Origin of the sequence: Nonomuraea sp. NPDC005692 (assembly GCF_040631115.1) — a bacterium.
Lineage (GTDB): Bacteria > Actinomycetota > Actinomycetes > Streptosporangiales > Streptosporangiaceae > Nonomuraea.
The window spans coordinates 167,997-189,758 of the sequence record NZ_JBEXYU010000001.1 but is presented as its reverse complement, the minus strand read 5'-3'; the positions used below and the strand labels follow the sequence as shown (position 1 = coordinate 189,758).

The 21,762-nt window shown below is 72.9% G+C and carries 20 protein-coding genes; 12 read left to right on the top strand and 8 right to left on the bottom strand.

The genetic code is table 11. The annotated features are described in order from the left end of the window. Window positions 1-27: 27 nt before the first annotated feature. Window positions 28-795 carry a hypothetical protein gene (locus tag ABZ459_RS00990; RefSeq protein ID WP_357964370.1) on the bottom strand — a complete coding sequence of 256 codons (768 nt, stop codon included), beginning with the start codon at window positions 793-795 and terminating at the stop codon, window positions 28-30. Window positions 796-990: 195 nt separating this feature from the next. Here ABZ459_RS00990 and ABZ459_RS00985 point away from each other — a divergent pair, with 195 nt between their 5' ends. Beyond that, complete coding sequence (locus tag ABZ459_RS00985) at window positions 991-2,289, top strand: MFS transporter (protein ID WP_357964368.1); 1,299 nt, start codon at window positions 991-993, stop codon at window positions 2,287-2,289. 94 nt (window positions 2,290-2,383) lie between these two features. Here the strand turns inward: ABZ459_RS00985 and ABZ459_RS00980 are convergent, their stop codons facing one another. Next, a complete protein-coding gene (locus tag ABZ459_RS00980; protein ID WP_357964366.1) occupies window positions 2,384-3,715 on the bottom strand; it encodes an MFS transporter in 1,332 nt (443 codons plus the stop codon). A 91-nt stretch (window positions 3,716-3,806) separates the two neighbouring features. Between ABZ459_RS00980 and ABZ459_RS00975 the strand changes: the two genes are divergently transcribed. The 5 genes from ABZ459_RS00975 (at window position 3,807) to ABZ459_RS00955 (ending at window position 7,486) form a co-directional block, all read left to right on the top strand. Then, window positions 3,807-4,487: a GntR family transcriptional regulator gene (locus tag ABZ459_RS00975; RefSeq protein ID WP_357964365.1), complete on the top strand. Its 681-nt coding sequence runs from the start codon at window positions 3,807-3,809 to the stop codon at window positions 4,485-4,487. A gap of 9 nt (window positions 4,488-4,496) precedes the next feature. Beyond that, a complete protein-coding gene (locus tag ABZ459_RS00970) occupies window positions 4,497-4,859 on the top strand; it encodes a DUF2203 domain-containing protein (protein ID WP_357964363.1) in 363 nt (120 codons plus the stop codon). A gap of 73 nt (window positions 4,860-4,932) precedes the next feature. After that, the gene (locus ABZ459_RS00965; RefSeq protein ID WP_357964362.1) at window positions 4,933-5,883 is read left to right on the top strand and encodes a hypothetical protein; all 951 of its coding nucleotides are present in this window, start codon (window positions 4,933-4,935) and stop codon (window positions 5,881-5,883) included. Between the two features lie 5 nt (window positions 5,884-5,888). Continuing rightward, window positions 5,889-6,845, top strand: coding sequence for a hypothetical protein (locus tag ABZ459_RS00960; protein ID WP_357964360.1), 957 nt, complete (start codon window positions 5,889-5,891; stop codon window positions 6,843-6,845). Between the two features lie 101 nt (window positions 6,846-6,946). After that, on the top strand, window positions 6,947-7,486 hold the full coding sequence (locus ABZ459_RS00955; RefSeq protein ID WP_357964358.1) for a CGNR zinc finger domain-containing protein: 540 nt from the start codon (window positions 6,947-6,949) through the stop codon (window positions 7,484-7,486). Window positions 7,487-7,690: 204 nt separating this feature from the next. On the opposite strand, the gene ABZ459_RS00950 is transcribed toward ABZ459_RS00955, so the two are convergent. Then, window positions 7,691-9,142, bottom strand: coding sequence for an MFS transporter (locus ABZ459_RS00950; RefSeq protein WP_357964356.1), 1,452 nt, complete (start codon window positions 9,140-9,142; stop codon window positions 7,691-7,693). A gap of 191 nt (window positions 9,143-9,333) precedes the next feature. Between ABZ459_RS00950 and ABZ459_RS00945 the strand changes: the two genes are divergently transcribed. Continuing rightward, window positions 9,334-9,963, top strand: coding sequence for an alpha-ketoglutarate-dependent dioxygenase AlkB (locus ABZ459_RS00945; RefSeq protein ID WP_357964354.1), 630 nt, complete (start codon window positions 9,334-9,336; stop codon window positions 9,961-9,963). Between the two features lie 17 nt (window positions 9,964-9,980). Here the strand turns inward: ABZ459_RS00945 and ABZ459_RS00940 are convergent, their stop codons facing one another. The 4 genes from ABZ459_RS00940 to ABZ459_RS00925 form a co-directional block, all read right to left on the bottom strand. Beyond that, on the bottom strand, window positions 9,981-11,042 hold the full coding sequence (locus tag ABZ459_RS00940) for an oxidoreductase (protein ID WP_357964353.1): 1,062 nt from the start codon (window positions 11,040-11,042) through the stop codon (window positions 9,981-9,983). Between the two features lie 105 nt (window positions 11,043-11,147). Beyond that, a complete protein-coding gene (locus tag ABZ459_RS00935; protein WP_357964351.1) occupies window positions 11,148-12,047 on the bottom strand; it encodes a D-alanyl-D-alanine carboxypeptidase family protein in 900 nt (299 codons plus the stop codon). Between the two features lie 125 nt (window positions 12,048-12,172). Further along, entirely contained in the window at window positions 12,173-13,351 is a 1,179-nt protein-coding gene (locus tag ABZ459_RS00930) for a glycosyltransferase family 4 protein (RefSeq protein WP_357964349.1), read from the bottom strand. After that, window positions 13,348-14,193, bottom strand: coding sequence for a sulfotransferase (locus ABZ459_RS00925; protein WP_357964347.1), 846 nt, complete (start codon window positions 14,191-14,193; stop codon window positions 13,348-13,350). Before ABZ459_RS00925 ends, ABZ459_RS00930 begins: the two co-directional genes overlap by 4 nt. A 192-nt stretch (window positions 14,194-14,385) precedes the next feature. Between ABZ459_RS00925 and ABZ459_RS00920 the strand changes: the two genes are divergently transcribed. Continuing rightward, the gene (locus ABZ459_RS00920) at window positions 14,386-15,372 is read left to right on the top strand and encodes a LacI family DNA-binding transcriptional regulator (RefSeq protein ID WP_357965838.1); all 987 of its coding nucleotides are present in this window, start codon (window positions 14,386-14,388) and stop codon (window positions 15,370-15,372) included. A 39-nt stretch (window positions 15,373-15,411) separates the two neighbouring features. Continuing rightward, window positions 15,412-16,056 carry a phosphatase PAP2 family protein gene (locus ABZ459_RS00915; protein ID WP_357964345.1) on the top strand — a complete coding sequence of 215 codons (645 nt, stop codon included), beginning with the start codon at window positions 15,412-15,414 and terminating at the stop codon, window positions 16,054-16,056. On the opposite strand, the gene ABZ459_RS00910 is transcribed toward ABZ459_RS00915, so the two are convergent. Beyond that, complete coding sequence (locus ABZ459_RS00910; RefSeq protein WP_357965836.1) at window positions 15,995-16,981, bottom strand: LacI family DNA-binding transcriptional regulator; 987 nt, start codon at window positions 16,979-16,981, stop codon at window positions 15,995-15,997. The two genes, ABZ459_RS00915 and ABZ459_RS00910, sit on opposite strands and share 62 nt — an antisense overlap. A 246-nt stretch (window positions 16,982-17,227) precedes the next feature. Here ABZ459_RS00910 and ABZ459_RS00905 point away from each other — a divergent pair, with 246 nt between their 5' ends. From ABZ459_RS00905 to ABZ459_RS00895, 3 genes are all read left to right on the top strand, one after another. Further along, window positions 17,228-19,429 (top strand): RICIN domain-containing protein, encoded by a 2,202-nt coding sequence (locus ABZ459_RS00905; RefSeq protein WP_357964343.1) that lies wholly within the window; start codon window positions 17,228-17,230, stop codon window positions 19,427-19,429. A 79-nt stretch (window positions 19,430-19,508) separates the two neighbouring features. Further along, window positions 19,509-20,828 (top strand): ABC transporter substrate-binding protein, encoded by a 1,320-nt coding sequence (locus ABZ459_RS00900; protein WP_357964341.1) that lies wholly within the window; start codon window positions 19,509-19,511, stop codon window positions 20,826-20,828. Beyond that, window positions 20,828-21,748 carry a sugar ABC transporter permease gene (locus tag ABZ459_RS00895; RefSeq protein WP_357964339.1) on the top strand — a complete coding sequence of 307 codons (921 nt, stop codon included), beginning with the start codon at window positions 20,828-20,830 and terminating at the stop codon, window positions 21,746-21,748. The genes ABZ459_RS00900 and ABZ459_RS00895 overlap by 1 nt, the downstream gene beginning before the upstream one ends. Window positions 21,749-21,762 lie beyond the last annotated feature (14 nt).

The following is a 21,762-nucleotide window of genomic DNA, read 5'->3' as shown; positions in this document are numbered from 1 at the left end:
GCGACTGTAGCGATCTTTACAAGGGTGTCAAGTCGCCAGCTGACTGCCGTAAGCCCGCGCGACAAGTTCGGCGACGGCGCTGTGCGCGCCGAGCGGCTCGGCGTGACCGGCCTCGACGGCGGCGGCGGCGCGCTCGACGATCTCCACCGGGGCCTCGTGACCGATCAGGCAGGGCGCGATGGCCAGCCGCTCGGCCCCGGCGGCGCGCAGGCGCTGGGCGGCGACCTCTACGCCGGGCTCGCTGTCCAGCGAGGCGGCGACGACCGGCAGCGTGAGCCTGGAGGCCAGCAGCACGGCCGTGGCCTGGACGGCGTGCACCGCGCGCTCGCCGCCCACCGTGCCGAGGATGACGGCGTCGACGGGGCTGGAGACGTTGAGCAGGCGGACGCGGTCGGCCCTGGCCAGGCCGCGCTCGGCCAGCCTGATGTGCAGGGCTTCGGCGAGCAGCGGGTGGGGGCCGAGCGCCTCGGTGGCGACCGCGCCGGAGCCGGCGGCCGCGATGGCCTTGCCGATCTCGGCCATGACGACCGGGTCGTCCCAGGTGAGCAGGGGCACCACGACGGCGTCGCGGCCCGCGGGCAGCGAGTCTGCCAGGTCGGCGACGGCGGTCAGCCGCACCTCGATCTGCGGGTTGTCGACCCGGACCACGGCCGCGATCTCTTCGGCCACGCCGCCGGTGCCGCCGGGGGTGGCCAGCACGAGCATGGGCGCGTCCGGCGGCAGGGACGTGGGCACGGGGCGGCGGTGCCGGCCGCCGCCGGGCCGGGGGGAACGTTCACGTACAGGCAGGCTCACAGGCGCGCAGTTTATGCCTATTCGCGGGTGGTTGTTCTGTGAATCGGGAGCGATTCCGTCACAACGGGAATGCTGTGATCGAGATCACATCGTGACCGCCGCCGCCGTTGACGAACACCCCTGAGAAGGACAACTCTGAGGCAACTAGAAACGCGTTCTAGAGCGACCGTCACACACCGTCCCCGGAGGATGGGAATGAAGCCGTTCTATGTCCGCGAGCTGAGCGTGTACCCGGTCGGTCGCCGGCGGATCTTCCTGCTGGCGATAGCCGTGCTGGCGAGCCTGGTGGCCAACTTCGAGACCACGCTCGCCACGATCCTGCCGCTGCTGATGAAGGACCTGGGCATGTCGCTCACGGTCTACGGCCTGCTCGCCGCGGGGTCGGTCCTGATCGGCGGCCTGTCGGCGGGCGTCGGCGGCATCCTGTCCGACCGCTGGGGACGGGTCACGCTCCTGGTGCCCACCCTCACCGTCACAGCGGCCTGCAACTTCCTGCTCGCCACCGTGGACACCGTGGCCGGCCTGTTCTGGGTGCGCTGCCTGATGTTGTTCATCGAGGGCGCCGGGATCACCATCACCGCCTCCCTCGTCCGCGACTTCTCCCCGCGCCTCGGCCGCGCCCAGGCGTTCGCGTTCTGGACGTGGGGGCCGGTCGGGGCGTCCTTCCTGGCCTCGTTCATCGCCGGGTTCACGCTGCCGCTGTTCGACAACGCCTGGCAGTCGCAGGCGATCATCATGGGCGTCGTCTCGCTGGCCATGTGCGCGGTCATCGTCTGGAAGATCGCCGAGCCGTCGGCCGCGCTGCGGGCCCAGGTGCTCGACGCCGAGGAGGCCGTCGCGGCGGAGGAGAAGGTCGACGCGGGACGGGTGCGCGAGCTGTTCCGGCATCCCCACCTGTGGGCCCACGTCCTGGGCAACACCGGCTGGCAGGTGCTCTACTGGACGTTCGCGATCTTCGGGCAGACGATCCTGGTGGAGGCGTTCGGCCTGGAGCCCGCGGGGGCCAACCGGGTGGTGGCGCTCGGCATCGTGCTCAACGCGGTGGCCGTGGTCGTCGTCGGCCGGGTCTCCGACCGGCTGCGGCTGCGCAAGCCGTTCACGGCCGCCGGCACCGCGCTGACCGTGCTCACCCTGGCCTACTTCATCGGCCTGGTCGGCCCCGGCGTCTCCGCGGGGCACGTCACCGCCGTCTACGCGCTGCTCTTCCTGTTCATGGGCGTCGCGTACGTGCCGTGGATGGCCAACTTCTCCGAGAACGCCGAGGACGTCGAGTCGCGTCTGCAGGGCTCGGCGCTGGGGATCTGGGGCATGGTCGTCCGCGTCATGATCGTGGTGCTGCTGGTCGTCTCGCCCATGGTGGTCTCCGCGGGCGGCTGGGGCACCTGGCTCGCCGTGGCGCTGGCCGGGCAGGTCGTGTTCCTGGCCTCGATGGCGGCGTTCAAGGGCGACTGGCGCAGGCGCCCGCGGGTCACCGAGCCCGAGACCGCAGTCTGAGAGCGGTGCCTGAGACCGCCGTCCGAGCGGCTCGCGTGGGCGGCGGTGGCAGCCGCCGCCCACGCCTTCGCGGCGTTCCCGCCTTCCTCCGCCCTCAGGCGAAGGGACCCACCTGGCCGGGCAGCCTCCTGGCGGTGCCGCTCTCGCCGGCGGCGATGTCCAGGTCGCGGGTTTCCGGGGCGATGGCCAAACCTACGGTGGTGACGGCCAGCGCGACAACCACGTACAGGGACACGGCGAGGGTGGTGCCGTACAGGTCGAAGAGCTTGAGCGCGATGATCGGGGCCAGCGCGCCGCCGACGATCCCGGCCACCTGGTAGCCCATGGACGCGCCGCTGTAGCGCAGCCGGGTGCTGAACAGCTCGGCGATGAAGGCGGCCTGCGGGCCGTACATGGCGGCGTGGGCGGCCAGCGCGACCACCGCCGCCAGCACGATCAGCGGGAACGACTTCGTGTCCAGCAGCGGGAAGAACGCGAACACCCACACGGCCGCCGCCAGCACGCCCGCGAAGTAGACCGGCCGCCGGCCCAGCCGGTCCGACAGCGCGCCGAACAGCGGGATCAGGCCGAGCTGCAGCACCGAGCCGATCAGCACCGCGTACAGCGCCACCGACCGCTCCAGCTTCAGCTGCCCGGTGAGGTAGACGATGATGTACGCGGTGAAGGTGTAGAAGGCCACGTCCACCCCGATGCGCGCGGTGAACGCCGACAGCAGCGCCCGCGGATGCGTGCGCAGCACCTCGACCAGCGGCATCCTGGCCGTGGCGCCGTGCTTCTCGACGCGGGAGAACAGCGGCGACTCGGTGACCCGCGTGCGCACCCACAGCCCGACGAGCACCAGCACGCCCGACAGCAGGAACGGCACCCGCCATCCCCACGACTGGAAGGCCGCGTCCGACAGGGCGAAGGACAGGATCGCGAGCAGGCCGGTGGCCAGCACGTACCCGGCGGGCACGCCGACCTGCGGCCAGCTCGCGTTGAAGCCGCGCCGCCTGCTGTCGCCGTGCTCCAGCGACATGATCACCGCGCCGCCCCACTCGCCGCCGAGCCCGAAGCCCTGGACGAAGCGGAGCACGGCCAGCAGGACGGGCGCGGCCACCCCCACGCTCGCGTAGCCGGGAAGCACGCCGATGAGGAACGTGGACAGCCCCATCAGCAGCAGCGTCACGACCAGCACGGTCTTGCGGCCGGCCCGGTCGCCGAAGTGCCCGAACACCACGCCGCCGAGCGGCCTGGCGACGAACGCGACGGCGTTGGTGGTCAGGGCCGCCAGCGTCGCGTTGAGCGGGTCGAGCGACGGGAAGAACAGCTTGCCGAAGACCAGCGTCGCGGCCGTGGTGTAGAGGAAGAAGTCGTACCACTCCAGGGACGTGCCGACGAGGGCGGCGAGGATCACCCGGCGGGTCTGGTGCGCGGAGCTTGACATCGAAGGCTCCCAGATGGTCGAGGGGATAGTTTCAACGTAAGGATTGTTGAACAATTCGACAAGAGGTTTGCTCCATGATTCCCTGGCGAACGTGGAAGACGTGGTCGCGGACCTCGCCCGGCACCGGTCGAGACTGAGCCGCAGCAGCACGGCCGAGCGCGTGGCCGACATCCTCCGCGACAGCATCATCGAAGGCGCCTTCCCGCCGGGCGAGCGGCTGTCGGAGGAGGCCATCTCCGAAGGGCTCGGCGTCTCGCGCAACACGCTGCGCGAGGCGTTCCGCCTGCTCGGCCACGAACGCCTGCTCGACCACCGGCTCAACCGGGGCGTCTTCGTCCGGCTCCCGTCCGTGGAGGACGTCTCCGACCTCTACACGATGCGGCGGGTGCTCGAAGGGGCCGCCGTCCGGCGCTCGGCGTCGCGGCAGGCGCTGGCGCTCATCGAGGAGGCCGTGCGCGACGCCGAGCGGGCCGCCGCCCAGGGCGACTGGCAGGGCGTCGGCACCGCCAACATCCGCTACCACCAGGCCCTGGTCGGCCTGCACGGCAGCCCCCGCCTCGACGAGGCCATGCGGCAGCTCCTGGCCGAGCTGCGCCTGGTCTTCCACGTGATGGACAACCCGCGCGCCTTCCACGAGCCGTTCATCGACCGCAACCGCGCGCTGCTCGCCCTGCTGGCGGCCGGCCGCGCCGAGGAGGCGGCGGCCTACCTCGACGACTACTTCGACGAGGCCGAGCGGCTTCTCATCCACGCCTACCAGCCGAACGGGTAGCGTTTCCGCATGGACCGGATCTTCTCCCTGGACGAGGCGCGCGCCCTGCTGCCCGGCATCATCGCCGAGGCGCGGGAGATCGTCGCGGGCCGCGCGGACCTGGCCGAGATCGCCTTCGACCGGGAGGCCGCCGGTGGGTCGCGGCTCGGCGGGTTGCCCGAGATCAAGGCGATCGAGGCGCGCATCGAGGAGACGCTGACCCGGTGGAGCGAGCAGGGGATCGAGGTCAAGGGCGTCGCGCCGCTGCTGATCGACTTCCCCTCGGTGCTCGGCGGGGCGTCGGTACGGCTGTGCTGGATCGAGGGGGAGCCCGAGCTCGCCTGGTACCACCGTACGGATCTGGGCTTCGCGGGGCGGCGCCCGCTGCCCTGAAGCGTGGCCTACATGTGACCAACTCGCCACCGTGCCCATGGGTCTAACCAGGTGAGCGAAAGGATCACCACTCATGAGGCTATCCTCAGCGGCCGTCGCGCTCCTCGCGCCGGCGGTCGCCGGCGGGCCGGCGCTCCCGGCCGCCGCCGCACCCGCGCACACCGGGCCGCCGCAGGCCCGCGCGGCCTGGGTCACCGCCTGCGAGCTGCCCGTCGAAGGCACGTCCCCGTGCGGCCCCTGGCACCTGCTCCTCCGTGACGGCCGCAAGGTCACCGTGGGCGACTCCGCCGCCCGCGCCAAGGACCGCGCGACCTCCCTGTTCGCCCTCAGCGGCGACGGCCGGACGATCGTCTACCGGCGGGCCCGCGACCACCGACTGGTCGTACGGGCGGCGGCCGGCGGCCCGGTCAGGGAACTGCCCAGATCCCTCCGGCCCGGCGAGGACGACGCCCTCCACCTGTCACCGGCCGGCGACCGGGTCCTCGTCGGCCGCCGGGGCCACGTCAAGGTGCTCACCCTGGCCACCGGCGAGATCACCAGCCTGACCGTCAAGGGCGAGCCGACCGGCTTCAGCGGCGACGGGGACGAGGTGCTCACCACCCGCGACCTGAGCGACGGCACCAGATGGCTGCACTCCTACGGGCTCGACGGCCGTACGCTGCGGAGCCAGGCCCCCCAGTTCGTCGCCAACGCGGTCACCCTCGCGCTGTCCGCCGACGGGCACACCGTCGCCGCGTTCAGCTCCGGCGGCAGCCGTGGCGGTCCGCCCCGGATGCGCACGTACGACCTGGAGACCGCCCGGCTCTCCGACGGCGTGAACCTGCCCCTCGCTGGCGACGCCTCGCCCGACCACGCCCGCTGGACCCCTGACGGAAGGCTCGCCGCCTACTCCTACGACAGCAGCACCACGAAGTCGACGGTGGTACGGGTGCTCACCGTCGACCCCGCTTCCGGCCAGGCCCGCCGTACGGACACGTACAAGGTGGGCCCCGACCCTCACACCATCGTGTTCCCGGGGGAGTGACCATCGTGAGAATCGTCCCTTTGCTGACCGCAGCCCTGCTCACCCTCACCGCCGTGCCGGCCGCCGCCCAGGCCGCGCCGCACCACGGCCACGACAGCATCCGGTACGCCTCCGTCAAGGGCTGCCCGGACAAGGACGGCGCGTCCAGGCCCTGCGGGCAGTGGCGGCTGGTCATGCACGACGGCAGGCGCATGACGCTGCCCGACGCCCAGGTCGTCGCGCTCGACGCCAGGCGCAGGTCCACCGTCACCTCGCCGGCGCCGATCGCGGTCAGCGGCGACGGGCAGCGCGTGGCGTACCTCACCAAGGCCGGGCGGCCGGCCGTACGCGTGCTCGGCGGCGGCGTCACGCTGCTGCCCAAGGACGCGCTGCCGCGGGTCGCCCAGAACGAGGTGACGCTGCAGCTCTCCGGCGACGGCGCGCGGCTGGCCGTCGTGGTCCAGAGCGACAGGCCCGCCGCCACGAAGATCTTCGACACCGCGACCGGCGCCCTGCTCGGCACCGTGCCCGCCGACGAGACCCTCCTCGGGTTCAGCGGCGACGGCGACGAGGTGCTGTCCACGATCGAGTCCGACGACTCCGTCACCGACCTGGTCGTCCGCGACCAGACGGGCGAGCATCTCGTACGCGTCACGCCGCCGCAGGTCGTGGCCGCCAACGGCCCGCAGGCGCTGGCCGGCGACGGGCACACGGCGGCGGTCGTGATCCGCGGCAGGAAGACCGAGCTGCTCACCTACGACCTCGCCACCGACGAGGTCACCGGACGCAGGAAGATCAAGCTGCCGGACGGCGAGCTCAGCATGATCGACTGGACCGGCGACACGCAGGTCACGCTGCACCTGGTGTCCGGCTCGTCCAGGATGACCATCGTCCAGGTCGACACCGGGACGGGCGCCGTACGGGTCAGGGACCGGTACACCGTCCTCAAGGACAGCTTCGTCTTCGCCGCCTGCGGCGGCTGACGCCGAAGCACGCCGGGCACGGTCCACGGTGGTGCAGGGTCGGTGGTGGTGCAGGGTCCGCGGTGGGGCAGGGGGAGCCCCGCCGTGGATACGCTTGCCGCGTGGAGGTTCACTCGACCAGGGCGATGGCCGTCAGAGCCGTCGAGCTGTGCGTGGCGCTGCTGCACGAAGAGCCGACGCCCGCCTCGGTGACGGACGTCCTGCGCCGCCACGGCGAACACGGCGACCTGGGCCTCGACGACTCCGACGTGGCCGCGATGCGCGCGGCTGCGGCCCGGCTGCGCGACGTGCTGGGCGCGCGCGACGCCGGGGAGGCGGCGGACCTGCTCAACCGCCTGCTCGCCGGGACCGCCCGGCCGCCCAGGCTGACCAGCCACCGGGGCACGACGTCCTGGCATCTCCACGTCGACAGCGGCGACGACGCGCCGTGGGCCGAGTGGTTCCTGGCCTCCTCGGCGATGGCCCTGGCCGTGCTGGTCGCCGACCATCAGCGCGTTCCGGGCGGGTTGTGCGCGGCCGCGGGGTGCGGACGGCCGTACCTCGACCTGGGCGGCGGCAGCCCCCGCCGCTACTGCGGCACCCGCTGCGCCACCCGCGCCCGCGTAGCCGCCCACCGCGCCCGCCCCCAGACAGCCCCCTGACGCCAGCGCCCGCCGCGCCCGCCCCGGCTCGCCCGCTGACGCCCAAGCTCACCGCGCCCCCCCCGATCGCCTGCTGACATTCGCGCTCACCGCACCCACCCTCAGGCTGGCCGCTGACGCCGTGCCCGCTGCGCCCCCAGACTGGCTGCTCACGCCGGGGCCCGACCGCCGCCTGCCGGTGCCTGCGTCCCCTGATGACGCCCGCTAACCGCGGTGGCGGAAGAGGATGCAGGCGGCTACGGCCTGTAAGGCCGCTCCGGTCAGCAGGGCGGCGCCGGCCGAGTGGGCGCTCAGCGGGCCTGCCAGCGCCGATCCGACGGCGAAAGAGGTGATCTTGAGGCTGGCGCCGGTTGTGAAGACCTGACTGCGCAGCCCGGCGGGGGCCTCGCGCTGCCGCACCGCGAACAGCGCCGTCAACTGCGGCCCCTCGCCCGCACCCACCAACCCCGCCGCGACCACCGCGATCCAGTACGCCCCCGCCAGGGCCGTCCCCGCCAGGGTCGTTCCTGCCGTTCCGGCTGCGGCTGTTACGGCTATGGCGGCCAATGCCATGCCTGCGCCGATCAGTGCGGTGGACCAGGCCAGGGTCGGGTCCCACGAGGGTGTCGGGTTCCTCCTGCGGGGGCCGCCGCGCCAGGCCAGGAGGCCGTTCGCGGCCAGTCCGGCCGCCGCCGTGACGGCCAGCAGCAGCGTGCCGCGGCTGCTGTCACCCGTGAGCTCCAGTCCCAGCACCGGCGCCGACACCACGAACATGCCCGCCCCGGCGCACGAGACCATCGACCCGGCGGTGGCCCGCCCCAGCACCCGGTTCCCGAGCACCGCCCGGACCCCGGTCGCCATCTCCCGCATGACCGCTCCCGCAGCCCGTACCGGCGAGGTGAGGCGGCCGAAGCGCCGCCGCCCGCCGACCGGCCGGTCGCCTGCGGACAGGTCACCGATTGGCTGGTCGCCTGCGGACAGGTCTCCGCCGATCGGCCGGTCGCCTCCGGGGCGGTCGCTCGTGGGATGGTCCCGGGCGGGCCGGTCCACTAAGGGGCGGTCGTGGGTGGGCTGGTCGCTTGTGGGGTGGTGGGTGGGCCGGTCTGGGGTGGCCCGGTCGCGGGGGGTGCGGGTGGGGAGGGTCCAGGCTGCGGGGAGGGCGGTCAGGAGGAGGGCCACGGAGACGAGCACCGCCGCCGTCCCGCCGGCCACCGCCGCGACCACGCCGACCGCCGCCGGACCGGCCAGTCCCGCCACGTTGTACGTCATGGCGTCGAGCGTGGTGGCCCGTGCCAGCCGCCCCCGGTCGGGGCCGGAGACCAGGGGGAGCTGTCCCGTCCAGCCGCCGGTCAGCGCGGGGCCCGCCAGCCCGGTCACGACGGCCAGCGCCACCAGCGCCGTCCCGGGCACCCGCCCGAGGCCGCCCGCCACCAGCAGCAGGCCGGTCGCGTACCCGAGCAGGCAGAACGCCAGCAACCGGCCCGGACGGCGGGCGCGGTCCAGCAGCACGCCGAGCAGCGGCCCGCCGACGGCCGCCGAAACGGTCAGCCCGGCCAGCAGCGACGCCCCCAGCAGCGGCGACCCGGTGGCGGCGAGCCCGGCAACCAGGAGGGCGGGTCCGGACATCTCGTCGCCGGTCCGGGCCGCGACCACCCCGGCCATGTAACGCGTCAACATCGACAAGACGTTACAGGATCCGTGTTAGGGGCCGGTCCCGGCGGGGAAGAGCTCGGGTGATCGTCCCGTGCGGGCCTCGCGCCCGCCGACGCGAGCCGCCCGGCCTGTACGGACTGCGTACCGCACAGGCCGGGCTCCTTCCATCACCCCGAGTCGAATATGTGTTTGAACAGTGGCATAGACTCGGCCTCATGAAAGCCGCGTTCCAAGCATCTCTGCTGGGTCTCGACGAGGAGCTCGGCGTCGGGCGGCTGGGCGCCACGGTCCGCCGGACGTACCTCGACCACGGGGCCTGGATCGACCTGCGGCCCGGCTGGCTGACGGGGGCCGACACGCTGTTCGCGCGGCTGGCCGAGACGGTGCCGTGGCGCGCCGAGCGCCGCCGCATGTACGACCGGGTCCTCGACGTCCCGCGCCTGCTGAAGTTCTACGACGAGGGCGAGACGCTGCCCGACCCCGCCCTCGACCAGGCCAGAGCGGCGCTCGACGCCCACTACGGCGAGGAGCTGGGCGAGCCCTTCCGCACGGCGGGCCTGTGCTTCTACCGCGACGGCCGCGACAGCGTGGCCTGGCACGGCGACACCGTCGGCCGGGGCAGCAGCGAGGACACCATGGTCGCGATCGTCTCGGTGGGCAGCCCGCGTCCGCTCCTGCTGCGCCCGCGCGGCGGCGGCCCCTCGATCCGCCGCGACCTCGGCCATGGCGACCTGATCGTCATGGGCGGCAGCTGCCAGCGGACGTGGGAGCACGCCATCCCCAAGACCGCCCGGCCCGCGGGGCCGCGGATCAGCATCCAGTTCAGACCCCGCGGCGTCCGCTGACCCGTGCGTCCCCCGCGCTAGCGGAGGCGGAGACGGGCTATGCGGCCCTGTTCGCCGGAGGCCCAGCAGGACAGGTCCGGGGTGCACGAGACCGTGTCGAACGAGCCGCCGTCGAAGGTCTCCCAGCGGGCCCCGCCCAAGTACGTCACGTCGCTGCCCGTGGGCCCGACGGCGATGGCCGCGAACGGCAGGTGCGGCAGCCACGTCACCCCCGACCGGTACGCGGGCGGCGGGGTGGTGGCGGTCCGCCAGGTGGCGCCGCCGTCCCTGGTGACCGCGGCGGCGTTCGGGGAGGGGAGGCCGGGCTGGTAGTCGCCGCCGACCGCGATCCCGCGGTGCCGGTCGCGGAAGGCCAGCGCGAAGACGCCCTTCGCGGGGTCGGCGGCCGGGACCGGGGTGTCGGAGACGGTCCACGTACGCCCGCGGTCGGCCGAACGGAACACGCGCGACCGCTCGCCGCCACCGGTGGCGATCCAGGCGTCCCGTCCGCCCGCGGTCACCAGGCACTGACCGCTCGCCGCGAAACCGGCCTCGCCGGGCAGCGCGTCCGGCATGCCGGAGGACGGGAGCACCTGCCAGCTGCGTCCGCCGTCCTCGGTGGCCAGGAGGCGGAATTTTCCGTCCACCGGGTCGCTCATGGCCAGGCCGTGGCGGCGGTCGAAGAAGGCCATGCAGTCGTAGAAGGCGTTCGGCTCGTCGTTCCTGAAGGACTCGGTCCAGGTGCGGCCGCCGTCGTCGGTGCGGTAGACGCGGCCGTCCGTGCCCGTGCCGATCGACAAGACCAGGGCGTGGCGGGCGTCGAACGCCTCCACGTCGCGGAACTGGAGGGCCTCGGTGCCGGGCGGGGAGACGTTCTGCCAGGTGCGGCCGCCGTCCACGGTCCGCAGGACGGTTCCGCCGGTGCCGGCGGCCCACACCACGTCCCTGCTGACGGGCGCGAGACCGCGGAAGCGGGCGGTCACGCCGGTCTCCTTGAGCTCCCAGCCGAGGCCCGGGCCGGGGGTGGCGGCGTGGGCGGGGAGCGGGGCGGCGAGCACGAGCGCCGCGGACAGCACGCTCATCGCGATGCGAACGTTCATGCCGGGCAAACTAACCCAAGAGATCACGAGCGTCCATCATGCGGACAACCAGCCGCCCCAGGAGATGACGCCTGTCAGGTGGTGAGGAGTTGGGTGGGGGTGGGGTCAGGCGGAGGCGCGGGTGGGGGCCCAGGTGAGGAGGGCCTGGGCGGTGTCGTAGCGGCGGCTGGAGATCGACTCGCCCAGGATCACGCCCACCAGCCGGCGCCCGTCCCGATCGCCGGCGAAGGCCAGGCTGTACCCCGCCGCGCGGGTGAACCCCGTCTTCAACCCGATCACCCCCGGCTCGGCGAGCAGGCGGTTGGTGTTGCGCCAGCCGTACGCGCCGTGCTCCTCGGTCGCGGCCAGCTCGTGGTACCGGGTCCCTGCCACGCCTTCGATCAGCGGCACCTGGAGGGCCTTGGCGGCCAGTACGGCCTGGTCGCGGGCGGTGGACCAGCCGTCGCCCGCCGGTGTCGGCAGCCCGTCGGCGTTGACGTAACGGGTGTCGTTCATGCCGAGCGAGCGGGCGGTGGCGTTCATCTTGGCGACGAACCCCGGCACGCCGGGTCCGTACGTGCGGGCCAGCGCGTGGGCGGCGTCGGCGCCCGAGGGCAGCATGAGCGCGTAGAGCAGCTCGCCGACCGGCAGCCGGTCGCCGGGCCGCAGGTCGGCGGTGGTGCCGCCGCCGTCCTCGGCGTACCGCGCGTCCTGGGCGGCGATCTCCACCATGTCCGTGGGCTTGGCCGACTGCAGGACGACGTACGCCGTCATCGTCTTGGTGAGGCTGGCGATCGGCATGCGGGTGTCGGCGGCCTTGCCGAACAGGGCGGCGCCGGACCGGGCGTCCATCAGGTAGGCGGCCCGGCCATAGACGGCCGGCGCCCCGGCGTCGGCGGTGGAGGCGGCGAGGGAGGGGGCGGCGACGGAGGGGGCGGCGGTCTGCGCGTACGCGGGCACGCCCAGCCCCGTGACCAGGGCGAAGGCGCCTGCGAACGCGGTGAGTCGAGCTTTCCGGTTACGCATGTACCCCAGGCTGCCGCCCGGTTTGGCATGCTTTTAACGATTTGAGGCAAAATCTGTGACCGAATCGTTAGAAACCTCGCCGCCACCGGCGGATCCACCAGGTAGATCTTTCCGCGCCGGGACCGTCAGCGGCCCGTCCAGAGGTTGTCCGCCACCTGTCGCCCCCGCGCCAGCCCGGAGAACAGCTCCTCCCACATCGGCATCACCACCTCCGGCCCGTACGCCCGCGACGTCGCCGCCGCCGCCTCGCCCATGCGCACCCGCAGCTCCCGGTCGCCGATCACCCGGATCAGCGCCGCGGCCAGGGCGTCCACGTCCCTGGGTGGCACCAGGACGCCGTCCACGCCGTCGGTCAGTACGTCCCGCGGCCCGGTCGGGCAGTCGAAGGCGACCACGGGCAGCGCGTGCGTCATGGCCTCGATCATCACCATGGGCAGGCCCTCGAAGCGGGAGCTGAGCGCGTAGACCGACGCCTCGGCCAGCTCCTTCTCCAGCCGCTCGGTACGGCCGGGCAGCGTCACGTGGTCGCCCAGACCGTGCTGGGCGACGAGCCCGGCGAGCTGGCTGCGGCGCGGCCCGGTGCCGAAGACGCGCAGCCGCCACTCCGGATGCACCCGTACGACCTGCGCGAACGCCTCGATGAGCAGGTCGAACCCCTTCTGCGGCACCAGCCGCCCGGCCGCCACCACGACCGGCTCGACCTGCCGGGAACGTTCCTGCTCCACGCGGTGGACGGCGTTCGGGATCACCACCACCGGCGTGTCCGGCAGCAGGCGCTGGTACTCGAGCTTGTTGGTCCTGGTCAGCACGGTCACCGCGGCGAACCTGCCGTAGTGGCGGGCGATCTCCCTGCGGATCGTGTCGGGGTAGGCGGACAGGTTCATGTGCTCCTGCGCGATCCTGACGACGTCGGCGGGGGTGCGCCGGGCGGAGATCAGGTTCAGCGCGGGCCTGGTCGTCACCAGGACGCCGCCGCTCAGGCCGGAGACGTAGTCCATCGCGGCGCGTTCCACCCGCTCGGTGAAGTAGTCGGCGGCGAACTCGCCGCGCGGCACGATCTTGCCGCGGATCCGCCGCCACGCCTTGCGGCCGACGGAGTCGGGCTGCCTGCCCTCGCGCTGGTCCACCAGCGTGGTGATGGTGATGCGGGGGTCGATCGCGAACTGCGGGGTCGTGCGCCGCCGTACCAGGCTGACCAGTTCGACGTCGTGCCCGGCCGCGGTCATCGCGTTCGCCTGGTTGACCACCGTGCGGATCGTGCCGCCCATGCCGTAGGCGTGCAGCATCAGGTAGCGGATCTTCACGCGAGGTACCCCCAGGTCCGGGCGATGGGCTTGAGGGGTTCGGGGATCTGGTCGGGGGAGGGCAGCTCGCGGGCGGGCTGGACGCTTCCGGTCCTGATCTTGTCCCGCCAGTCGCCGAGCCCCTTCTCCAGCACCTGCTGCTCGCCGTAGGAGAGCATCCGGGGCTCCCACTCCAGGCCGAGGAACGCGCAGATCTCGCGGGTGACGCGCTCGGGCTCGGCGCTCAGCTCCTCGTACCTGACGGTCAGACCCGGCAGCGCGGCCCTGGCCTTCTGCACGGCCTTCATGTACCGCAGGGCGTCGAGGGCGGCCTCCTCGGGGGTGCGCCGGTCGGGGCTGGCCTCGTGCCAGGACGTGGCGATGGAGGCGGGGTGGCGCAGCAGGAAGACGAAGCGGGCGTCCGGCCAGCAGGCGGCGATGCGCTGGTGGGCGAAGGCGTTGGCGGGGGTCTTGTCCACGACGTACCGCTTGCCGCTGCGGACCAGCTCGCGGTGCAGCACCCGGTCCCAGAGCAGGTGTTCCAGGTCGGCCTGGTTGTGCCCGAGCGCGGCCATCGCCTTGGCGGCCAGCGGGGTGCCGAACTGCACCCGCAACCGGCGTACGTGCAGTTCGTGCGGGGCGTGCAGGTCCGGGTGGGCGTTGAGGATCGCGCGCAGGAGCGTGGAGCCGGACCGTACGGGGGACAGGAGGAAGACGGGGGATTCGAGCAGCCGGTCGGTTAGCGGATCCGCGGGCGGTCTGATCTCGGGAGCGGGCGGGGGAGAGGGCGTGTTCCCCACTCGCTCGATCTGGAATCCGGTGAACCTGACCAGCGCTTTGTTGACGTGCCGCTGCCAGTTCATGGCGAGGCAGACTACCTACCGTTCCTGGCAGTTACCTGGCAGCGTCAGGCCGCCGACCAGGGGTACCGCGAATCGGCGGGGGTCGTTCGCGGCTCCCGCGCGGTCGCGCGGCACGGCCCCGGGCCTGTTAGCGTTACCGCTGACAGGAGGTGAGCGGCGGTGAAATCGAAGGGCGACAGGCCGGCGGTGCTCATGGACGTGGCCGTGCTCGCCGGGGTCTCGGCCATGACGGTCTCGCGCGTGCTCAACGCGCCCGACCGGGTCCGCGCGGAGACCAGGGCCCGCGTCATGGCCGCGGTGCGCGAGCTCGACTACCGGCCCAACCAGGCCGCCCGCCAGCTCGTCACCGGCAGGTCCGGGGTGCTCGGCGTGGTCAGCATCGACACCACCCTCTACGGCCCGGCCTCCACGCTCTACTGCATCGAGCAGGCGGCCAGGCGGGCCGGCTACAACGTCAGCATCGCCAGCCTGCCCTCGCTCAGCCGCAGGTCGATGGAGGAGGGCGTGCAGCGGCTGCGCGCCCAGGCGGTCGACGGCGTGATCATCGTGGCGCCGCACGAGTCGGCCGCCGACGGCCTGCGCCACCTGCCGCCCGAGATGCCGGTGGTGGCCGTCGACGCCGGTGACGACATCCCCGTGCCGGTGGCCAAGGTCGACCAGCAGGCGGGGGCCAGGCGGGTCACCCGCCACCTGCTCAGCCTCGGCCACGAGACGGTCTGGCACGTCGCCGGTCCGGCCGACTGGCTCGACGCCAACGGCCGCATCGAGGGCTGGCGCGGCGTGCTGGAGGCCGCCGGCCGCGAGGTGCCCGAGGTGCTGCGCGGCGACTGGAGCGCTCGCTCGGGCTACCAGCTCGGCCGCCGCCTCTGCGAGAACCCCGACGTCACCGCCGTGTTCGTGGCCAACGACCAGATGGCGCTCGGCGTGCTGCGCGCGCTGCGCGAGGCCGGCCGCCGGGTGCCTGAAGACGTGAGCGTGGCCGGGTTCGACGACATCCCCGAGTCGGCCTACTTCTGGCCCCCGCTGACCACCGTGCGCCAGGACTTCGGCGAGGTCGGCAGGCACGCCTTCCACCTGCTGCTCGACTTCATGGCCGGGCACGAGCCCGAGGCGCGGCGGCTGGTCGAGCCCGAGCTCGTGGTCAGGGAGAGCACGGGAGCCAGGCCGTCCCGGGCATGACCGGCATGATCGGCGGGCAGGTGTAGGGCCGTCGCGGAGGTGATCGGCTGGATGATGCTGCTCGAACGTTTCGACGCCTGGGACAAACGGGCCTTCGACCGGGTCGCGCGCTCCGACCTGCCCGTGCTCGACGCCCTGCTGCCGCATCTGTCGTCGGCGGCCGACAACTCGGTCCTGTGGGGGCTGGTCGCGGGCCTGCTGATGATGACGGGCCGGCCGCGGCTGCAGCGGGCGGGTGTGCGCGGGCTGCTGGCGATCTCGCTGGCCAGCCCGCTGACCAGCATGGTCGTCAAGCAGGCGATCCGCAGGCCGCGGCCGCTCACGGACCTCATCCCGGTGATCCGGCGCCGCCGGGTGCCGGCGTCCTCCTCGCTGCCGTCGGGGCACAGCGCGTCCGCGGTCGCCTTCGCGGTGGCCGTCGCCAGGGACGCGCCGCTGCCGGTCGCCACCTCGGTCACGCTGCTCGCCGCCGCGGTGGCCGCCTCCCGCGTGTACGTGGGCGCCCACTACCCGGGCGACGTGCTGGCCGGGATCGCCGTCGGGGCGGCGGCGGGCTGGAGCGCCCGGGGCTGCGGACGCCGGCTGTACCGCACGCTGGCCGCGTACGCCGCGCCGCAGGAGGTCAGGCCGGGCCGCTGCTGGCGCGGACGATCAGGGTCGAGCGCAGCAACTGCAGTGAGTTGACCGGCGGGCGGCCCTCGTCCAGGGCGCGCAGCAGGAGCTCGATGGCCTGCCTGGTCATCTCCCTGCTCGGGACGGCGACCGTGGTGAGCGCGGGGTGCGTCACCCGTACCTCGTCGATGTCGTCGTGGCCGACCACCGACAGGTCGCCGGGGACCGAGCGGCCGCCGAGCCGGGCCGCCTCCAGCGCGCCCAGCGCGAGGATGTCGTGGGTGCAGAACACCGCGGTCACACCGGGGTCGGCGGCCAGGGCCGCGGTGGCGGCGGTGAAGCCGCCCATCGCCGTCGGCTCCGGCGCGGTGAAGACGGCCGCGGCCGGGACGTCGAGGCCGTCGAGGCCGAACGCGCGCCGGAACCCCTGGACGCGCAGCGCGTGCGGCGCGCTGCTCAGCACCGCGACCCGCTCGTGGCCCAGCTCGCGCAGGTGCCGTCCGGCCAGGTAGCCGGCCTGCTCGTAGTCGATCGTGACGACGGGCAGGGTGTCGGGCACCTCGCTCTCCCACGCGCACAGCGCCACGGGGAAACGCGCGTCGGCCAGCAGGGGCAGGTGCTCGGTCAGGCCGTTGTCGCCGGCGATCAGCAGGGCGTCGACCGAGCGGCTGGTCAGGCCGGTGATGTGCCGGCGGGCCCGGTCGCCGTCGAGGCGGGTGGTGCACAGCAGCAGGTGGTAGCCGTGCTCCTCCAGGACGTTCTCGGCCTCCTCGACCACGGCCGAGTAGAACGAGCTGGCCACCGTCGGCACGAACAGGCCGACGGTCATGGTGGTGCCGGTGGCCAGGGAGCGGGCGACCAGGTTGGGGGTGTAGCCGAGCTCGGCGATGGCCGCGCGCACCCTGGCCTCGGTCTCGGGGCGCACGCGTACGCGGCCGGTGACCACGTTGGAGACGGTCTGCTTGGTGACCCCGGCCCGCTCGGCCACGTCCTGCATCGTGACCACGCGGCCTCCAAGGGGGTTTGACCGGTCCAATGACGTCGCCCCGAAACGTAGCCGCCCGGCTCTGATCTCGTCAACCATTGTGCGCATTACGTGCCGTTTGACCGGACAAGAGAGCAAGAATGCGAATTCGGGCCTTGTTTGAGCGGTCAAATCTGGCGTATGGTCCGGCCACGCGGTTCCGGCTCGTGGTTCCCCAAGGGCCGCCAGATATGGCGTGCCCGACAGAAAGGAGCACCCGTGTCCCCCCATCGCAACGTGCTCACCGCCGCCGCCGCGGCCCTGACGCTGGTCCTGGGCGGCTCCCCGGCCGTCCCGCCCGCGTCGGCCGCACCGCCCGACGCCACCTACACGATCACCGTCGGCTCCACCGGCCGCTACGCCCATCCCACCGACACCCCGGCGGCCACCTACATCGACAAGGACGGCACCTTCTACTTCCAGCAGTCGGCCGCCCTCTACGGCGCCTCCGACCCCCGCTACTGGGACTTCTTCACCGGCACCAACTTCGAGACCGCCACCCGCTCGGCCGCGATCAGCGACGCGGTCAACCCGGCCAACTCCGCCGACCGCAACAACGACACGACCTGGCGCTGCAACAACAGCCCGACCGGCGTCGAGGCGACCCCCGCCGGCGCCGGCTCGGGGTACGCCCACAAGAACTACTGCGACCTGGTCGGCGTCTGGGTGGACCCCGACACCGGCGACTGGTACGGCCTGGTGCACAACGAGTTCACCCCCCAGCCCTTCGGCGACGGCCTGCACTACGACTCGCTCGACTACGCCGTCTCCCGCAACCAGGGCCGGGTGTGGACCATCCTCGGCCACGCGATCACCTCGCCGTACAGCACGAAGCGCAACGACGGCGCGGCCTTCCCCAACCAGACCTACGACTACGGCGACGGCGACCCGCGCCTGTTCGCCGACCCGGTCTCGGGCTACTTCTACGTCTACTACGGCTCGCGGATCATCCCGAAGGGCGGCGTGGGCGGCGGCAACGGCGGCCTGGCCCACGTGGCGCGGGCGCCGATGTCGGCCAAGATGGCGACCGGCTCGTGGACCAAGTGGTACGACGGCTCCTGGTCGCAGCCCGGCGTGGGCGGCAAGGAGAGCAACATGGTCCCGGTCACCGCCGCGAACCCCCGGGGCTACACGCCCGTGAGCGGCGACTACGACCCGGCCAACACCGGCACGGTCGACCAGCAGATCGCCGCCGGGGAGCTGCCGCCGAAGTCCGACCTGTTCATCATGAACATCGCCTACGACGCACACCTCGGCCTGTACCTCGGCGAGCCCGAGGTCGTCTCCGGCCGTCAGCCGCAGCGCCTCTACGTCACCGACGACCTGTCGACCCAGCGATGGCGCCTGATCGGCGACACCGGGAGCTACGTCTCCGGCTCCTGGTACCGCTGGTTCCTCGACGACGTCAGCAGGACCGGCTCGGCCGTCGTCGGCAGGACGTTCCGCTCGTACTGCTCGATCGAGTGCGCGACCTCCAGCGGCGAGTACGCGAACCTCACCGTCACCTCCTCCGCGCCCGCCCCCGCCCCGGCGGACCCGGCCAGGACCTACCGGATCGGCACCGGGGCGGGCCGCGTCCTGGCCCAGGTCTCCGGCGGCCCGGCGACCACCTCCACCGCCGCCCCGACCGGCTCGCCCCTGGAGAACTGGACGTTCACTCCCAACGGCGACGGCTCCTACCGCATCGCCAACGCCTCGACCGGCGGACTGCTCGGCGTGGACGCGGCCACGACGGCCGGCCGCGCCTGGGGGGCGAAGCCGGCCGTCACCGCCCCCGGCGCCGGCGGGCCCACCGCGGGCCAGCAGTGGTTCGTGGTGCCGGGCGGCAGCGGCCACCGGCTGGTCAACCGCTACAGCGGCCTCGCGCTCGCCCTGACGGCGGACTCGGCCCGACCGGCCGAGACCACCCCCGTACGCCACTGGAGCGACACCTCCGGCGGGACGGTGGGCGGCCACCGCACGGCCGCCGAGCAGACCCTGACGCTGACCGACACCGGCGCCTCGGGCGGCGACCTGAGCGGCACCCACACCCTCACCGCCGCCGGCAAGGCCCTGGACGACCCCGACCACTCCACCACCCCGGGCACCCAGCTCATCACCTGGACCCCCAACTCCGGCGCCAACCAGCGCTGGGTCTTCACCCGCCAGTCCGACGGCTCCTACCAGATCGCCAACGGCCTGTCCAAGCTCTGCGCGGACGTCAGCGGCGGCTCGACCGCCGCCGGCGCCAAGATCATCCAATGGACGTGCACCGGCGCCGCGAACCAGCGCTGGCAGGTCACCCCCGCCTCCGCGGGCGGCTACCGGATCGCCTCGCAGAAGAGCGGGCTGCTGCTCACCACGGCCTCCACCGCCGACGGCGCCCTCGTCACCCAGCAGGCCGACACCGGCTCGGCGCTGCAGCGCTGGACCGTCGGCTGACCATCCTCCGGCGGGGCCCCGTCCGGGCCCCGCCGGACCGATCACCCCCCGAACCTCACACGACAGGCGGTGCCGCTCGATGAGCTCATCCCGATCCCTCCCCATCCGCAGAGCGTTCGCCGGGCTCGCCGCCGGCACGCTGGCCCTCGGCCTGGTCACCGCCTGCGGCGGCGGCGCCCAGGACGCGGCCGGCAAGGAGCTCGTCTACTGGTCGATGTGGAAGCAGGGCGAGCCCCAGCAGGTGGCCCTGCAGGCCGCGATCACCCGCTTCACCCGGGCCACCGGCATCAAGGTCAGGGTCGAGTGGGCCGGCCGCGACGTGGTCAAGCAGAAACTGCCCGCCGCGCTCACCACGTCCAAGGTGCCGGACGTGGTGGACCAGTCCGACGACACGATCCGGCCGTTCATGGTGACCCCGGGCGTGGCCCGGGGGCTGGCCAAGGTGTACGAGGCCGACGTGCCCGGCGAGGCGGGGAAGAAGGTCAAGGACGTCATCCCGGCCAAGTACTCGCAAAGCCCGGCGTTGCGGCTGCCGGACGGGCAGCCGTACATGGTGCCCTACAGCGTGGCCGGCATCGGCCTGTTCTACGACGCCGCCACCCTCACCGAGACGCCGCCGACGGACTGGAACGCGTTCCTGGCGCTGCTCGGCAGGCTCAAGGCCGGCGGCCGGACGGCCCCGCTCACCGCCGACGGCGAACAGTACTGGTCCGACTCCTACTGGATGAACTACTACCTCTACCGGACGATCGGCGCGGACGGCCTCAAGGCCATCGCCGAGGACAAAACCGGACAGGCGTGGAAGAAACCCGAGGTGCTGGCCGCCGCCCGGCAGATCGAACGGTTCGCCAAGGAGGGCTACCTGCTCAAGGGGTACGACGCCGGCAAATACCCCGAGCAGCAGAAGAACTGGGCCCAGGGCCGGGCCGCGTTCATGATCATGGGTTCCTGGCTGCCCAGCGAGGTCGGCTCGTACGCCAGGGCCGGATTCAAGCCCGCCTCCATGCCCTTCCCCGAGGTCGGCGGGCCGGCCAAGGGCGAGGAGGTCGTGCAGTTCGGCTTCGCGATGCCGGCCAAGGCCAGGAACGTCGAGGCCGGCGAGCGGTTCATCGCGTACCTGACGACCAGGGAGTTCGCCGACGACCTGGCCAGGACCGCCTCCGTGCTCTCGCCGCGCGCGGACGCGTTCGTGCCCGAGGCCCTGGCGGGGGTGAAGAGGCAGCTCGACAGCGTGCCCGAGACCTACCCGTTCGCGGCCGGGCTGAGCGTGCCGGGCTGGACCGACAAGGTCTACTACCCGACGGTGGGCGAGCTGTTCAACGGCCGGCTCACCGCGCAGGGGTTCGTGGACAAGATCACCGCGGTTCAGGCCGGCTTCTGGAAGAACCAGGGCAGCTGATGGCGGCCGAACCCGAGACGCGGCCCGGTCCGGCCGTACGGGCCCGGCAGCGGGCCTTCGTCCCCATGGTCGGGCCGGCCCTCGCGCTGCTGGCCGTCTTCGTCCTCGGCCCGGCCTGCCACGCGGTGTGGATCAGCCTCCAGCAGACCGCCGGGTACGGCGATTCGCGCTTCGTCGGCCTGCGCAACTACGCCCGCCTGCTGGGCGACCCGGTCTTCCACACCGCGCTGCTCAACACCCTGAAGCTGCTGGTCGTCGGCGGTGGCGTGACGTTCGCCGCCGGGTTCGCGCTCACGATGGTGCTCAGGGAGATGCGCGGGCGGCTGGTCGCGCGCAACATCCTGTTCTTCCCCAACATCGTCAGCGCGCTGGTGCCGGCCATCGTGGCGGGGTTCCTGTTCAACCCCGACGGGCTGGTCAACACCGTGCTGAGGGGTGTCTTCGGGGTGAGCGACCCGCCCAAGTGGCTGGCCGTGGACAACACGTTCACGCTCATCATGATCGTGGCGATCTGGGCGGCCGTCGGGTACTACACCACGATCATCATGGCCGCCGTCGACCGCATCCCCGCCTCCTTCTACGAGGACTGCGCGCTGGTCGGGGCCACGTCATGGCAGCGGCTGCGGCACGTCACGATCCCGCTGACCTGGGACGTGCTCAGCGTCTGCGCGCTGCTGTGGACCATCAGCTCGATCAAGGTGTTCGAGCTGGTGCTGGTGTTCGGCGGCGGCACCGCGGGCACCCCGCCGAGCAGCACCTGGACCGTCGCCCTCTACAGCTACGCGGCCACGTACGGCGGCTCCGGCTCGCCGCCCGAGCTGGGGATGACCGCCGCCAGCGCGCTGTTCAGCCTGCTGATCGCGGCGGCCGTGGTGCTCCTGCTGCGGCGGGCGCTCGACCGCGAAGCCGTCCGGTTCTGAAGGGGCCCCACCAT